The sequence below is a fragment of the Mesorhizobium sp. LSHC412B00 genome, assembly GCF_000503035.1.
Lineage (GTDB): Bacteria > Pseudomonadota > Alphaproteobacteria > Rhizobiales > Rhizobiaceae > Mesorhizobium.
On the sequence record NZ_AYWB01000023.1, the window covers coordinates 1 to 14,104 of the forward strand.

Here is a 14,104-nt window from a genome sequence, read left to right on the forward strand (position 1 = left end):
CCCTCCCCACAAGGGGGAGGGTAAAAGGTGAGGATAGCCCCTCAAAACTCAATCCCCTGCTGTGCTTTAACGCCGGCCGAAAAATGATGCTTGGTCACGCCCATCTCCGTCACCAGATCCGCCGCCTCGACCAGCGCCGGCTTGGCGTTGCGGCCGGTGACGACGACATGCAGACCTTCGCGCCGCGCTTTCAGCGCCGCCACCACTCTGTCGAGATCGAGATAGTCGTAACGCAGCGCGATGTTCAGTTCGTCCAGCACGACGAGGCTGATCGAGGGATCGGCGATCAGTTCCAGCGCCTTGGCCCAGGCGGCTTCGGCCGCCTTAATGTCGCGCTTCAGATCCTGCGTCTCCCAGGTGAAACCCTCGCCCATCGTGTGCCAGACGACGCGGTCGCCAAACGCCGCGAAGGCATCCTTCTCGCCGGTGTGCCATTTGCCCTTGATGAACTGGACCATTCCGACGCGCTTGCCATAGCCGAGCATGCGCAGCGCCAGCCCGAAGGCAGCCGTGGTCTTGCCCTTGCCGGGTCCGGTGTTGACGATCAGCAGCCCCTTCTCGACCGTCTTTTCCGCGACCTCGGCGTCCTGCACCGCCTTGCGCTTGGCCATCTTGGCGCGATGGCGCTCTTCGTCTTTTGTGTCGATATCGGTCATCTCATTTCACCTTGAGCGGCAGCCCCGCCACCATCAGAAGCACCATATCAGCTACGACCGCGATCTGCTGGTTGAGCCGGCCGGCGGCATCGCGGAACCGGCGTGCCAGCGCATTGTCGGGCACGATGCCTTGTCCGACTTCGTTGGAGACCACGAACCACGGTCCGCGCGGCCGCGAAAGCACATCGGCCAGCCGCCGGCACTCCCCCTCCAGATCATGATCGGCCAGCATATGATTGGTTAGCCAAAGCGTCAGGCAGTCGACAAGCACCGGCTGGTTGTCCGGCAATGCCTCGAGCGCACCTGCAAGATCAAGCGGGGCATCGATGGTCGCCCATCCCTCGCCGCGGCGCGAGCGGTGCTGCGCGATGCGCTCGCGCATTTCGCCGTCATAGGCTTGCGCGGNATGCGCGCTCTTGCCGGAGCGCGCACCGCCGATGATGAAGGTCAAACTGCGATCAGGCAAAGCTGTCGCGCAGGCTGGTCGCGGTGCCGGTGAAGCGCGCGCGCACTATGCCGACAACTGCGCCGAGCACCAGCCAGAACACCAGATTGGTCAGCGTCACCGCCACCACGAACTGATGATGCAGGCCCTCCGGGATCGGCGTTACGAAACTGTCAGGCTGCGGCGCGCCGACAATATGCGGGGCGACGATCAGGACGACGGCGAGCACGGTCAGGGGCGCCGACGTGCGGAAGGTGATAAGGGCAAGACCGATCGCGGTTGCCATCACCGTTGCCCACCACCAGATCTGGCGCTGTATGAGATCGGCCGCCGGCATTGCCGGCAGTTCCGGCGGCAGGCCGAGGCCCGGCGCCAGCGTGAACACGGCAAAGCCGGCCAGGCCCCAGAACACGCCCTGGCGCCAGCTGCCGATGCCGCCGGCGAATTCGGAAACCGCCACCAGGACCAGCGCGAAACCGATGCCGGTGACGATATTGGCGACGACACTGAAGGCGAAACGCTCGAAGCCGTCGGCCGGCGCCCAGCCTTCGTCCTCCGCCGGCGCGGCTGCTTCAGCCGGGGCTGCGCTGCTCACGGCATTTTCCGCCGGCGCGGCGGTGCTCATGGCATTGGTGTCCGCAGCGTTGGCGGCGGGCGCCGCGGCATGCTCATGCTCATGGCCGCCATTAGCCTTTTCGTAGACCTCCGCCTTGAGGATCAGCGGCACGGTGGCGTAGGCCTGCATGCAGGCGAGAGCGACACCCGCCACGAGCCCTGCGATCGCCGCGATGAACACGACGTTGCGAAACAGGTTCATGATGTCAGATCCTCGTCAGTGGCAGGGAAACGCCATCGAATGGCGATAGTCGTGCGCCGCATTGTGGACCGCATCGATATGCGAGAAACCGACAACGCCGACGACGAAAATGCCCAGAAACGCGCTAAGCACGAGCTGCATGAAGCGCGACTGCGAGGAGACGGAAGCGCCGAGGGAGACGGAAGCGGAATTCATATCTTGTCCTTTCGCCCTCCACCCGAGGGCATCGAAGTCAGTTCCCTGTCGCCGGCAGGTCTCCTGGCTCGCGGATCAGCGCCCTTCCCCACCTTCCCGAAGAAAAAATCCCCAGTGGCTTGGAGAGGACTACCGCACACAGTTGCGGGGGCAGCCACGGCATTGGGCAACAAGTCAGCCCTCACCGCATTCCCTCTTGGTCCCTAACGGAACCGACGACATGCATGACTATAGGCTGAAAAGGCCGCATCCGGCAAACCAAATTCCGCCGGCCAACAGCGCGAATGCGCCATGCGGCGTTACGGGTTCAACGCGGTGATCCGTTCGGCAACCAGCCGCTGCAGCCGCCACAGATGGCGATCATGAATGCCGCGCTCTTCAAGGTTTTTCACCGTGTTGTAGAGATAGTCGGCGCCCGACCCCCAGTGCCCGCAGGACGTGGCCAGCCTTTCGACGACCTTGCCCTCGTCGAGCGGGCCGGAATAGGTCAGGCCGTTGCGGTTGATGACGAAGGCCAATGCCCTGAGCGGTCCGGCCTCGCTTGCAAGCTTCAGCATGCGCGGCCGGTAGCTTGTCGGCTTCAGCGTGATTTCGCGCCGGAAAAGCCGGCCCAACTGCCCGCGCCGATTACTGTCGGTCAGCCGGAAGGCGACGCCCTTGCATTGTCCGCCACGGTCCAGCGCCATCATCAAGCCGGGGCTGTCCTTGGTGCCGCGCCAGCGCGTCATGTTCATGCAAAAGGACCGATGCCAGCCGCGCGCCAAGGCAACGCGGTCCTCGACATAATCTATTTCCGGTTTCCAGATCAGCGATCCATAGCCGAACAGCCATAGCGGTTCGCTGTCCGGGAGTTCGACCTGCAATTCATCCAGCAGCGCGTCATAGTCGGCTTCATCGAGATGCATCGCGTCCGGATCCGGCCCGGGGTCCCTGATCTCGCGCCAGCAGCGCGCGACCAGCTCCGGCGTAAGCGACATCTGTCGTGCGGCCACTTTCCGAATCCCCCCAATTTCCGAATGTCCCATGTCCACGACATGATTATGCGCCGCGCCTGCAACCGGCAATGCGGCACTCTGATTGACAAACGATTTGCCGGGGTGTCGGCTGACGCTTCATAGGAAGCCAGCCATGCATCCCAGCCCGAGCGAGCGCGACCCCTATAACGGCCTGAGCCGGGCCGAACCGACGCTACCGTCGTCGGCCTATTGGGATAGCGAGGCTTACCAGCGCGATCTCGACGCCATCTGGCACAAAAGCTGGCTGCTCGTCTGCCGCGAGGCCGACCTCGCCCAGCCGCTGGCGTTCAGGACATTCCGCGTCGGCACGCAGGAAATCGTCATTCTGCGGGACGAGACCGGCGAGTTGCGCGCCTTCCACAACACCTGCCGGCATCGCGGCTCGCAGCTTTGCCAGGAAAGCGAGGGCCGGCTGAAAGCGCGGCTCATCACTTGCCCTTACCATGCCTGGTCCTACTCGCTGCGCGGCGATCTCGTGCGCGTTCCCTCGAAATCGCTGCCAGATGGTTTCGACAAGGCAGATCATCCGCTCTACCGGGTGGCGCTGTCGGTGTGGCGCGGCTTTGTCTTTGTGAACCTTCAGCAGGCTGCGGCCGGCTCCGCCGGGACCTCCTTCGATCCCGCATCCGGCGACCTCGCCAACTGGCCGCTGGAACCGCTGGTATCAGGGCATGTCCTGCGCAAGGTGATGAACTGCAACTGGAAGATCTTCTGGGAGAACTTCAACGAGTGCCTGCATTGCCCGGGCGTCCACAAGGACCTGTCTCGGCTGGTGCCGATATACGGCCGCGGCCTGATGAGCCGGCACGACGACCCCGACTGGGTCCGCCATGCCGACAATGACGCGCCGGAGTTTTCGGGTGGCCTGCGCGCCGGCGCCGAGACCTGGTCGCGCGACGGACATGCCCATGGCCCGGTCTTACCGGGCCTGACGCCAGCCGAGCGTGCGGCCGGACAGACCTATGCCACCAGCCTGCCCTCGATGTTCATCGTCGGCCATGTCGATTATGTCAGGACGGTGCGACTGATGCCGCTCGGTCCCGAACAGACCGAACTCACCGCCGAATGGCTGTTCGCGCCCGAGGCGCTCGCCGAGACCGACATCGACAATGTCGTCGCCTTCGGTACCCAGGTGCTGGAGGAGGATGCCGCGATCTGCGAGGTCAACCAGAAAGGCCTGCGCTCGATGCGTCACGCGGCCGGCGTGCTGATGCCGGAGGAGTATGATCTGCATCGCTTCCACAACTGGGTGCGCGAGCGGCATGCGGCCTCCTGATCAAAGCGACTTCGGCAGATAGCGCCAGGTGATAAAGCCGCAAACCGCGGCCAGAATGCCCAGCGTCACGAACACCGAGCCGAGGCCGAAAAACGCCAGCACCACCGAATAGACCAGCGGCGGCGTCAGCTCGGAAAAGTCGAGATAGGTGCGGTAGACCGCGGCCATCTGCGCCCGCTCATAGGACCGCACCGAGCGCATGAAGGCGGTCGAGCCCAGTGCATCGAGCGCGATGGTGAAGAAGGCGCCGCAGAGCAGGAAAAAGCCCGTAAGCAGCGGCGCGGTAGTGCCGACCGCGCCCGCCGCAAGCAGCGTCGCCGACATCGCGAAATAGGCGAAGGTCATGGTGCGCCGGCCGCCGAAGCGTTTTCCAGCCTTGCCCCAGAAGATCGCCATGAACAACAGCGCATTGCCGGCCGAAACCAGCAGGCCGCCGGCAAGCTCGCCCTCGCCGGTAATCACCATGAACAGCGGCCCATAGACGAAGAACGTCGTCCAGAAGCAGGAGCGGCCGAAGGCGATCAGCCAGGCCAGCCTGAGCCTGGGTTGTGCTACGAAGCGGCCGATATTGGCCAGCGGATTGGCCGGCCGCGTCTTGCCAGGCCGGATCGACTGGTTGTCGCCCAGCCTGTAGGTCCAGAACAGCGCCAGCAAGGCCAACGCAAACACCGCCACCGCGCCATGCGCGGCATAGATGCCGTAGCGTGTGTAGAGGAAGATGCCGAGTGTCGGCCCGCCGGTCCAGGCAAGCATCGACCACGCCATGCGCAGCGATTCGGCCTGCATGAAATCGGTCTTGCGGATGTGATCCATGATGTAGAGGTTGAGCGTGATCGACAGCGCGCTCGCCCCCATGACGCGGCACAGCATGCCTGCCAGTTGCCCGGCAAGCGTGTGGGTGACGAAGAACAGCGAGCCCATCGCCAGCAGGCAGGCGCCGGCGGTATAGACCCAGCGCCGGGCAAACCTGCGGATCAGCATCGGCATGAACAAGGTCACCGACAGGCCGAGCAGCGCCACGATGGTGTATAGGATCGAGACGATCTGCTCGTTGTGCAGAATCTCATAGGCCTGGATCGGGATGACGCTCGATACCGTGGCGCGGGCGAAGGATTCGACCGCATAGAGCGAGGCAAAGGTGCGGGCATCCGCCGGACGCAGGGCCGGAAGCCAGATCGGATGGCGCACATGGGTGGACATTTGATCCCCAAATCAGACTCGCAGCCCAAATCTGCGCTGGCGCTTCCTCCGCCGGTAACAGGAAACCGACCCCTTCCCGGCAAAAAGCGAATTCGGCCAAAGGCTTTCCGGCTCTGGCCTAAAGCGCCGCCCGATGCAGCCGCACGGCGCGACCCGGAGCGTAGAGGGCGGCCTTCTTTTGTCCGGTGCAACCGTGATAGTCGTCTTTGGGGCTGAATCAGATCGCGAGACCATGAGCATCCATACCGCACCCCCTGGAGATCAACTGAAGCGAGATCAACCGAAGCGTATCGTCGCCATCGATGTCGTACGCGGTATCGCGCTGATCGCCATGGCGAGCTACCACTTCACCTGGGATCTCGAAAATTTCCACTACACCGACCCCGGCCTCGCCGCCGTCGGCTGGTGGAAGATCTATGCGCGCTGCATCGCCTCGACCTTCCTGTTCCTGGTCGGCGTCAGCCTGTTTCTCGCTCATGGCAGGCAGATCCGCTGGACCGGCTTCTGGAAACGTTTTGCCATGGTCGCCGTCGCGGCCGCCGCCATATCGGCGGTCACGTACTTCATCACGCCGGACAGCTTCATCTTCTTCGGCATCCTGCATCAGATCGCGCTGGCGAGCCTGCTCGGCCTTTTGTTCTTGCGGCTGCCGTCCTTGCTGACGCTTGTCGTGGCGGCGGTGGTGATCGCCGGGCCGATCTATTTCCGATCCGAAGCCTTCGATCATCCGGCGCTGTGGTGGGTCGGCCTGTCGGCGATCAACCCGCGCTCCAACGATTACGTGCCGCTGTTTCCCTGGTTCGGCGCCGTGCTTCTCGGCATCGCCGCGGCAAGGTTTGCGTCCACCACCGGCCTGCTGGCGCGGCTGGCCACGCTGGCATCGGGAAGCTGGACCAGGCCGCTCACCTTCATCGGCCGCCACAGCCTGGCTTTCTACCTGATCCACCAGCCGCTGCTGTTCGGCTGCGTCTGGCTGTTCTCGCAGATCGCGCCGGCGCCGGTCGAGACACGGGAAGTGGTCTTCCTCAAGGAATGCCAGGTATCCTGCGAACAGCAGCGCGACACGGAGTTCTGCACCAGCTATTGTGTGTGCATGCTGGACACGCTGCAAAGCGAAGCGGCATTCGACCGGCTTTACAATGGTGACCAGACCCCGGAGTTCAAAGCGCATCTCGGTGAACTCGCCGGCATCTGCACCGCAAGGACGGAGGAGAGTCCGATGACGCAGGGAGGGCAACAATGACCGACAAGCTAGCAAAACCCGGGCTGGCAAAACCCGATCTACCGAGACCACGGCTGATCCCGTGGCCGCCGCTGATCTACATCGCCGCCATCGCCATCAGCATCGTGCTCGGCCTGTTCTATCCCCTGCCCTGGATCGGCGACCTCTTGGGCGACCTTTTGTTTGCCGCCGGCTTTGTGGTGCTGTTTGCCGTCGCAGCCCTCTGGTTCACCGCTATCCGCACCATGATCCGGGCCAAAACGACGATGAACCCCAATGGCGTGCCGGAGCATCTGGTGACGTCTGGCCCGTTCGGCATCACGCGCAACCCGATGTATCTGGCCAACACGCTGCTTTTGATCGGCGTCGCCTTCGTCTCGGGGATCGTATGGTTCCTGCCGCTGGCCCTGATCGCGGCTTTTGCAACGCAGAAGGTCGCCATCGAGAGCGAGGAGAAGGTGCTGTTCGCCAAATTCGGCAAGAAGTACCGCGACTATGCGAAGCGGGTCAGGCGCTGGATCTGAGGCGGGTGTGATCGCTGGCAGGGTTCGCATGCCTTGGCGACTAGCCGAAACGCCCATCTCTTCGTCATCCACGGGCGAAGCAAGGAGCGTAGCGGCGCAGCGCAGACCCGAGGATCCATGCCGCGACGTACAGGCGTTGCCACGTCCAGAATTCTGCACCGCTGCACTCCACGGCCAATGTCACGGAATGGATTCTAGGGTCTCCGCGACGGAGCCTCGCTCCTGCTTCGCCCTAGAATGACGAAGTGTGGAAGGGCTCCGCTAATCGCGAACGTTTGCGACGGGCGCGCAAACGCTCGACGATCCGCTCAGGTATTTACCCCCAACTCCACCAGCCGCTCGACGCAAGACTCCTCCGCCTGGTGGAGCTCCGCCAGCGTCTCCTCGAGATCGCGGCGCTTCTGGCGCAAATCCTCGCGCTTTTCCTCGATGCGCTTGATCATCAGGTTGAGTTGACCGACCTCGCCGGGCGGTTCCTTGTACATCTGGATGATTTCGCGGATCTCGTTGATCGAGAAGCCGAGCCGTTTTCCGCGCATGATCTGACGGATCAGATGCCGGTCAGATGGGCGAAACAGCCTTGTGCGGCCCCGCCGGACCGGTTGCACCAGCCCCTCGTCCTCATAGAAGCGCAGCGTCCGCGTCGACACGTCGAATTCGCGGGTCAGTTCGGTGATCGAATAATATTCCCGCATCTTTGCTCCAAATGTCGGAACATCGGAAAACGCCCGGTCGCCCGGGATTTCCAACGCATTCCGATCAACCCCGTTCCAAGCCGGACTCGCCATGAAACCCCGCGCAAGCCTCGCACCACATTTACGTAAAAGTCAATTGAACCCGCAACGCCTCTTTCTCAAGGGATAGCGAACCACCAGGTGGCCAGCCCGAGGAAGGCAAAGAAGCCAACGACGTCGGTGACGGTGGTAACGAAAACCGCCGACGCCACCGCCGGGTCGATCTTGAACCGGTCGAGCAATAGCGGGATCAGGATACCGGCAAGGGCTGCCACGAACATGTTGATGATCATCGCCGCCGCTATGATGCCGCCCAGATTGGCATCGCGGAACCAGACGGCCGCGACGATGCCGATCAGCACGGCGAAGATGATGCCGTTGATGGAACCCACGCCCATTTCGCGGCGGATGATGCGGCCGGCATTGTAGATGTCGAGATCCCTGGTCGCCAGCGCGCGCACCGTGACGGTCATGGTCTGCGAGCCGGCATTGCCGCCCATGCCGGCCACGATCGGCATCAGCACGGCCAGTGCCACAATATGCTCGATGGTGCGGTCGAACAGCCCGATCACCGATGCCGCCAGGAACGCCGTCAACAGGTTGACCAGCAGCCAGGGAACGCGCGAGCGCGAGGTCGAAAGAATGCTGTCGGACAGCTCTTCGTCGCCGACGCCGCCCATGCGCAGCAGATCTTCCTCGGCCTCCTGCTGGATGACGTCGACGACGTCGTCGATGGTCAGCACGCCGACCAGCCGCTCGTTCTCGTCGACGACGGCGGCGGACAGAAGATCGTATTGCTCGAAGTCCCGCGCCGCCTCTTCCTGGTCCATGGTTGCCGGAATGGCGTGCCTCGTCTCGTGCATCACGTCTCCGACCTTGGTCGTGCGCTTGGTGCGCAGGATCTGGTCGAGGTCGATGGCGCCGAGCAACTTGAAGCTTGGATCGATGACGAAGATCTGGCTGAAGCGCTCGGGCAGGTTCTTGTCTTCGCGCATGTAGTCGATGGTCTGGCCTATGGTCCAGAACGGCGGCACGGCGACAAATTCGGTCTGCATGCGGCGACCGGCGGTCTCTTCCGGGTAGTCGAGCGAGCGGCGCAGCCTGATCCGCTCGGTGAACGGCAGCTGCGACAGGATCTCGTCCTGGTCTTCCTTTTCAAGGTCTTCGAGAATGTAGACCGCGTCGTCGGAATCGAGGTCCTGCATGCCCTGGGCAATTTGCTCATTGGGCATATTGTCGACGATATCGCGGCGGATCGCCTCGTCGACCTCGGTCAGCGACGAGAAGTCGAAGTCGGCGCCGAGCAGTTCGACAAGGGCGCGACGCTGTTCGGGGTGCAGGGCCTCGAGCAGATCGCCAAGTTCCGACTGGTGCAGGTCGTCGACTTCGCGCTTCAGCGTCAGCGTATCGCGATCGGCGATCGCCGCCCCGATCTGGGCGAGGAATGATGACAGAACGGCGCCGTCCTCGCCATAGATGTCGGCGTGGGCATCGTCAGCGGCTTTGGCGCCGGTCGTGTGGTCGTCCTGGCGTTCCACCAGCGGCTCCCGCCATGGGAATTTCGGAAAAGGTGCCTGTCAGGTCTAGCGCGCAACGCACGGTAATATCAAACGAAATGCGCCCCGCCCTGCATATGGGCGAGAGCGATTTCATCAGGATATGACGCCGCCCAGGATTCAGGCGGCGCGACAGCGCATGTCGCTGGGGAAAGAGCACCCCAGCACGGTTGGGGCAGAATTGTCATGATGCAGGTTCAGGCAAAGGCCGGACCCGCCCAGGCGACAACCAGAACAGCCGGAAGCCCTTGAAGATCAGGTCGCAGACGCAGAAAGCAATCGAGGAACGGCGCGTGCGCGTGGTCGTGGCCGAACGCAATCCGCTCGTGATATCGGCGCTGCGCGACATGCTGGACTGCGACGGGCGCTTCGAGCTCCTGGCCTGCGTGCAAAGCGGCAGGCATTTTCTTGAGTTGGCAGCGGAAGGCGAATTCGACGTCGCAATCATCGGGTGGAAGCTTGCCGACATGGACGGCGCCGATGTGCTGGCCGAGGTTCACAGCCGCAAGCTCGGCGTGCGCATCGCGGTGTTTTCCAACGACCACGACATCGGCATCCTGAAGCAGTGCGTGCGGCTCGGCGCCCAGGGCTACTGCTTCCAGTTCGACGATCCGGCGATCATCTTCGAGACCATCCTGGCCGTCGCGCATGGCCGCATCTGCATCCCCTACATCGACATCAACAAGGTCAACGACACACCCTTGTCGCTGCTCACCGTGCGCGAGCGCGAACTGCTGGCCGTGCTATCCGACGGCTGGACCAATTTGCAGATCGCGACGCGTACCGGGATTTCCGAGAACACGGTGAAGTATCACCTCAAGAATCTCTACGACAAGCTCGACGTCCGCAACCGGGCGATGGCCGTGGCGCTCTACGCGCGGGAGAGGCGTACCCAGAAGCAGCCGTTCGGGTAGGCAAGCGCTGAGCCGCGGGTAGGTCACCCGGGTAGGCAACCCCCACCCACGCGCGGCAAGATGTTACCCCTTGAGGTGTTGTCGCCTTTAGCCGTCGAAACGAAACTCCCCATCACCGCTTTGCTGGATCAGGAGGAGTTCGCGACATGGCCGGTTTCACCCATCTTTTCATTCCCGGACCGACCAACATCCCCGAACAGGTCCGCCAGGCGATGAACCTGCCGATGGAGGACATGCGTGCAGCATCCTTCCCCGATCTCACGCTACCGCTGTTCGAAGACATCAAGACGGTGTTCAAGAACGAGACCGGCCGCGTCTTCATCTATCCCTCCTCCGGCACCGGCGCCTGGGAAGCGGCGATGACCAATGTGCTCAGCCCCGGTGACCGCGTGCTGATGTCGCGCTTCGGCCAGTTCTCGCATCTGTGGGTCGACATGGCCGAACGGCTCGGCTTCGAGGTCGATGTCATCGACTGCGAATGGGGAACCGGCGTGCCGCTCGAGCTCTATGCCGAGCGGCTCAGGGCCGACAAGGCGCACCGCATCAAGGCAGTCTTCTGCACCCAAAACGAGACCGCGACCGGCGTGACCAGCGACGTCGCCGGCTGCCGCGCCGCGCTCGATGACGCCAACCACCCTGCTTTGCTCTTCGTCGACGGCGTCTCGTCGATCGGCTCGATCGACTTTCGCCAGGAGGAATGGGGCGTCGATTGCGCGGTCAGCGGCTCGCAGAAGGGTTTCATGCTGCCCGCCGGCCTCGGTTTCCTCTCCGTCAGCAAGAAGGCGCTGGTGGCCTCGCGGAGCGCCACGCACCGCCGCTGCTTCTTCTCCTTCGAGGACATGATCCGCGCCAACGATGCCGGCTACTTCCCTTATACGCCGGCTACACAGCTGCTGCGCGGCCTGCGGGCCTCGCTCGACCTGATCGCCGAGGAAGGGCTGGAAAACATCTTCGCCCGCCACCATCGTCTCGCCGAAGGAGTGCGCAAGGCGGTCGACGCCTGGGGCCTGAAGCTCTGCGCCAAGGCGTCGAAATGGCACTCCGATACGGTCAGCGCCATCCTGGTGCCGGACGGCGTCGACAGCGGCGATGTGGTCAAGCGCGCCTACCAGAAATACCAGACCGCGCTCGGCGGCGGCCTCAACAAGGTGATCGGCAAGGTCTTCCGCATCGGCCATCTCGGCTGGTTGAACGAGGTGATGGTGCTGGCCTCGCTCTCGGCCGCCGAAATGGCGCTGCTCGACTGCGGCGTACGGCTGGCGCCCGGCTCCGGCGTCGGCGCCGCCATCCAGCACTTCCGCGCCTCGGCCGCCGTGCCGGTCGCCGAAGCCGCCTGAGGAGCCGACAATGAGCCACACCATCAACCACCTCAAGAAATTACGGCTGCAGCGCAGCGAGCTGGCGGTTCCAGGCTCCAGCCCGGAAATGATCGACAAGGCGGCCAACAGCGCCGCCGACTTCATCTTCCTCGACATCGAGGATGCGGTCGCCCCGCCCGACAAGGAACGCGCCCGCAAGAACATCATCCAGGCGCTCAACGACATCGACTGGCGCGCCAAGGGCAAGACCGTCTCGGTGCGCATCAACGGCCTCGACACGCACTACATGTACCGCGACGTGGTCGACGTGATGGAACAGGCCGGTGACCGGCTGGACACCATCCTGGTGCCGAAGGTCGGCGTGCCGGCCGACCTCTACATGGTCGAGGCCATGGTCAACCAGATCGAGATGGCAAAGGGTTTCAGGACCCGCGTCGGCCTCGAAGCGCTGATCGAGACCGCGCTCGGCATGGCCAATGTCGAGGCGATTGCCGCGACACCCGGCCGGCTGGAAGCCATGCATTTCGGCGTCGCCGACTATGCGGCAAGCTGCAAGGCGCGCACCGTCAACATCGGTGGCCTCAACCCCGACTATCCCGGCGACCAGTGGCATTTCGCTTTGTCGCGCATGACCGTCGCCTGCCGCGCCTATGGCTTGCGCGCGATTGACGGGCCGTTCGGCGACTTCTCCGATCCGGAGGGCTACATCGCTGGCGCCAGGCGCGCGGCGGCCCTCGGCATCGAAGGCAAGTGGGCGATCCACCCCTCGCAGATCGCGCTTGCCAACGACGTCTTCTCGCCACCGGAAAAGGAGGTCACCCGTGCCCGGCGAATCCTTGAAGTGCTGAAGGAGGCGGAGGCGCAGGGCAAGGGAGCAGCCGCCCTCGACGGCAAGATGATCGATGCAGCGTCGGAACGCATGGCGCGCAATGTTCTGGTGGTCAACGAGGCAATCGAACGCGCCGGTCAATTCTCTAGCGAGCCGCGTGTCGCCGCGCATTGACCGTTCAGGGAGGACAAAATGGACATCCACGAATATCAGGCCAAGGAACTGCTGGCACGCCACGGCGTGCATGTGCCGCGCGGCGGGCTGGCCTACAGCCCCGAGCAGGCGACCTACAGGGCGCGCGAGATCGGCGGCGCCAAATGGGTCTTGAAGGCGCAGGTGCATTCCGGCGCCCGCGGCAAGGCCGGCGGCATCAAGCTCTGCGCCAATGACGAGGAGATCTCCAACGCTGCCGAAGCCATGCTCGGCCGCAAGCTGGTGACCCAGCAGACCGGCCCGCGCGGCAAGCTGATTTCGCGCCTGTATCTCGAGGAAGCCGTCGATATCGCGCAGGAGCTCTATGTCGGCTTCGTGCTCGACCGCAAGGAAGAGCGCGTCATGATCGTGGCGTCCGCGGCGGGCGGCATGGAGATCGAGGACATCGTCGAGAAGGCGCCCAATTCCATCCTGCGCACATCGGTCGATCCCGGTGTCGGCATGCAGCGTTTCCAGGCGCGCGAGATCGCCTTCGGGCTCGGCCTCGACCACAATCTGATCGGCAAGGCGACCGAGACCATCTTCAGCTGCTACCGGGTGTTTCGCGACTACGACGCCTCGATGCTGGAGATCAATCCGCTGGTGGTGACCCGCGACGGCAATCTGATCGCGCTCGACGCCAAGATGTCGTTCGACGAGAACGCGCTGTTCAGGCGGCCGGAAATCTCCGAGCTGCGCGACAAGAGCCAGGAAGACCCGCGCGAGACCTTCGCCAGCGACCGCGGCCTCTCCTATGTCGGGCTCGACGGCAACATCGGCTGCATCATCAATGGCGCCGGGCTGGCGATGGCTACCATGGACATGATCAAGATCGCCGGCGGCGAACCGGCCAACTTCCTCGACATCGGCGGCGGCGCCTCGCCCGAGCGGGTGGCGAAATCCTTCCGCGCCGTGCTCGGCGACAAGAATGTCGAGACCATCCTGGTCAACATCTTTGCCGGCATCAACCGCTGCGACTGGGTCGCCGAGGGCGTCATCAAGGCGATCCGCGAGGTCGGCGTCAACGTGCCGCTGGTGGTCCGTCTCTCCGGCACCAGGGCCGAGGAAGGCCGCCGCATCCTGGCTGATTCCGGCGAGGCGGTGATCGTCGCCGACACGTTGGCGGAAGCCGCCGAAAAGGCCGTCGCCGCATGGCGCGCGGCCACCAAGAAAAAAGCAGCCTAGAGCCGGATGATTTCAGGTCGAATC

Annotated in this window: 15 protein-coding genes and 1 riboswitch; of the genes, 7 read left to right on the forward strand and 8 right to left on the reverse strand. The window is 63.8% G+C overall.

All coding sequences use genetic code 11. The features are described 5' to 3' along the window. Nucleotides 1-41 precede the first annotated feature (41 nt). From cobO to X757_RS138755, 5 genes are all read right to left on the reverse strand, one after another. Complete coding sequence (gene cobO, locus X757_RS138775; RefSeq protein ID WP_023706118.1) at nt 42-656, reverse strand: cob(I)yrinic acid a,c-diamide adenosyltransferase; 615 nt, start codon at nt 654-656, stop codon at nt 42-44. A gap of 1 nt (nt 657) precedes the next feature. Beyond that, a complete protein-coding gene (locus X757_RS138770) occupies nt 658-1,122 on the reverse strand; it encodes a bifunctional adenosylcobinamide kinase/adenosylcobinamide-phosphate guanylyltransferase (RefSeq protein WP_023727674.1) in 465 nt (154 codons plus the stop codon). Continuing rightward, nucleotides 1,115-1,918: a CbtA family protein gene (locus X757_RS138765; RefSeq protein WP_023727675.1), complete on the reverse strand. Its 804-nt coding sequence runs from the start codon at nt 1,916-1,918 to the stop codon at nt 1,115-1,117. The genes X757_RS138770 and X757_RS138765 overlap by 8 nt, the downstream gene beginning before the upstream one ends. A gap of 15 nt (nt 1,919-1,933) precedes the next feature. Continuing rightward, a complete protein-coding gene (locus X757_RS138760; RefSeq protein WP_023706121.1) occupies nt 1,934-2,113 on the reverse strand; it encodes a CbtB domain-containing protein in 180 nt (59 codons plus the stop codon). Nucleotides 2,114-2,148: 35 nt separating this feature from the next. Continuing rightward, nucleotides 2,149-2,345, reverse strand: a riboswitch (cobalamin riboswitch). Between the two features lie 67 nt (nt 2,346-2,412). Next, on the reverse strand, nt 2,413-3,105 hold the full coding sequence (locus X757_RS138755; RefSeq protein ID WP_031205435.1) for a gamma-glutamylcyclotransferase: 693 nt from the start codon (nt 3,103-3,105) through the stop codon (nt 2,413-2,415). A gap of 136 nt (nt 3,106-3,241) precedes the next feature. On the opposite strand from X757_RS138755, the gene X757_RS138750 reads away from it, so the two are divergent. After that, nucleotides 3,242-4,405, forward strand: coding sequence for an aromatic ring-hydroxylating dioxygenase subunit alpha (locus tag X757_RS138750; RefSeq protein WP_023727677.1), 1,164 nt, complete (start codon nt 3,242-3,244; stop codon nt 4,403-4,405). Here the strand turns inward: X757_RS138750 and X757_RS138745 are convergent, their stop codons facing one another. Then, entirely contained in the window at nt 4,406-5,605 is a 1,200-nt protein-coding gene (locus X757_RS138745) for an MFS transporter (protein WP_023727678.1), read from the reverse strand. A gap of 232 nt (nt 5,606-5,837) precedes the next feature. On the opposite strand from X757_RS138745, the gene X757_RS138740 reads away from it, so the two are divergent. Both X757_RS138740 and X757_RS138735 read left to right on the forward strand, forming a co-directional pair. After that, a complete protein-coding gene (locus X757_RS138740) occupies nt 5,838-6,848 on the forward strand; it encodes a DUF1624 domain-containing protein (RefSeq protein WP_023727679.1) in 1,011 nt (336 codons plus the stop codon). Next, entirely contained in the window at nt 6,845-7,351 is a 507-nt protein-coding gene (locus tag X757_RS138735; RefSeq protein WP_031246111.1) for an isoprenylcysteine carboxylmethyltransferase family protein, read from the forward strand. Before X757_RS138740 ends, X757_RS138735 begins: the two co-directional genes overlap by 4 nt. 308 nt (nt 7,352-7,659) lie before the next feature. Here X757_RS138735 and X757_RS138730 read toward each other — a convergent pair whose 3' ends face one another. Next, entirely contained in the window at nt 7,660-8,046 is a 387-nt protein-coding gene (locus tag X757_RS138730) for a MerR family DNA-binding transcriptional regulator (protein WP_023727681.1), read from the reverse strand. Nucleotides 8,047-8,204: 158 nt separating this feature from the next. Then, entirely contained in the window at nt 8,205-9,623 is a 1,419-nt protein-coding gene (mgtE, locus tag X757_RS138725; protein WP_023670790.1) for a magnesium transporter, read from the reverse strand. A 266-nt stretch (nt 9,624-9,889) separates the two neighbouring features. Between mgtE and X757_RS138720 the strand changes: the two genes are divergently transcribed. The 4 genes from X757_RS138720 to X757_RS138705 all read left to right on the forward strand — a co-directional run bounded on the left by X757_RS138720 (nt 9,890) and on the right by X757_RS138705 (nt 14,080). After that, nucleotides 9,890-10,555, forward strand: a complete 666-nt coding sequence (locus tag X757_RS138720; protein ID WP_023670791.1) for a response regulator transcription factor — start codon at nt 9,890-9,892, stop codon at nt 10,553-10,555. Nucleotides 10,556-10,701: 146 nt separating this feature from the next. Beyond that, nucleotides 10,702-11,892, forward strand: coding sequence for an aminotransferase class V-fold PLP-dependent enzyme (locus X757_RS138715; RefSeq protein ID WP_023690974.1), 1,191 nt, complete (start codon nt 10,702-10,704; stop codon nt 11,890-11,892). 10 nt (nt 11,893-11,902) lie between these two features. Continuing rightward, entirely contained in the window at nt 11,903-12,877 is a 975-nt protein-coding gene (locus X757_RS138710) for a CoA ester lyase (protein ID WP_023727682.1), read from the forward strand. An 18-nt stretch (nt 12,878-12,895) separates the two neighbouring features. After that, nucleotides 12,896-14,080, forward strand: a complete 1,185-nt coding sequence (locus X757_RS138705; RefSeq protein ID WP_023727683.1) for a malate--CoA ligase subunit beta — start codon at nt 12,896-12,898, stop codon at nt 14,078-14,080. The last annotated feature ends 24 nt before the right edge of the window (nt 14,081-14,104 follow it).

Excerpts from the sequence above, each read along its gene's own strand:
- cobO (WP_023706118.1), bottom strand. The coding sequence starts at position 656 with ATGACCGATATCGACACAAAAGACGAAGAGCGCCATCGCGCCAAGATG.
- X757_RS138765 (WP_023727675.1), bottom strand. The coding sequence starts at position 1,918 with ATGAACCTGTTTCGCAACGTCGTGTTCATCGCGGCGATCGCAGGGCTC.
- X757_RS138760 (WP_023706121.1), bottom strand. The coding sequence starts at position 2,113 with ATGAATTCCGCTTCCGTCTCCCTCGGCGCTTCCGTCTCCTCGCAGTCG.
- X757_RS138750 (WP_023727677.1), top strand. The coding sequence starts at position 3,242 with ATGCATCCCAGCCCGAGCGAGCGCGACCCCTATAACGGCCTGAGCCGG.
- X757_RS138745 (WP_023727678.1), bottom strand. The coding sequence starts at position 5,605 with ATGTCCACCCATGTGCGCCATCCGATCTGGCTTCCGGCCCTGCGTCCG.
- X757_RS138740 (WP_023727679.1), top strand. The coding sequence starts at position 5,838 with ATGAGCATCCATACCGCACCCCCTGGAGATCAACTGAAGCGAGATCAA.
- X757_RS138735 (WP_031246111.1), top strand. The coding sequence starts at position 6,845 with ATGACCGACAAGCTAGCAAAACCCGGGCTGGCAAAACCCGATCTACCG.
- X757_RS138730 (WP_023727681.1), bottom strand. The coding sequence starts at position 8,046 with ATGCGGGAATATTATTCGATCACCGAACTGACCCGCGAATTCGACGTG.
- X757_RS138715 (WP_023690974.1), top strand. The coding sequence starts at position 10,702 with ATGGCCGGTTTCACCCATCTTTTCATTCCCGGACCGACCAACATCCCC.
- X757_RS138710 (WP_023727682.1), top strand. The coding sequence starts at position 11,903 with ATGAGCCACACCATCAACCACCTCAAGAAATTACGGCTGCAGCGCAGC.
- X757_RS138705 (WP_023727683.1), top strand. The coding sequence starts at position 12,896 with ATGGACATCCACGAATATCAGGCCAAGGAACTGCTGGCACGCCACGGC.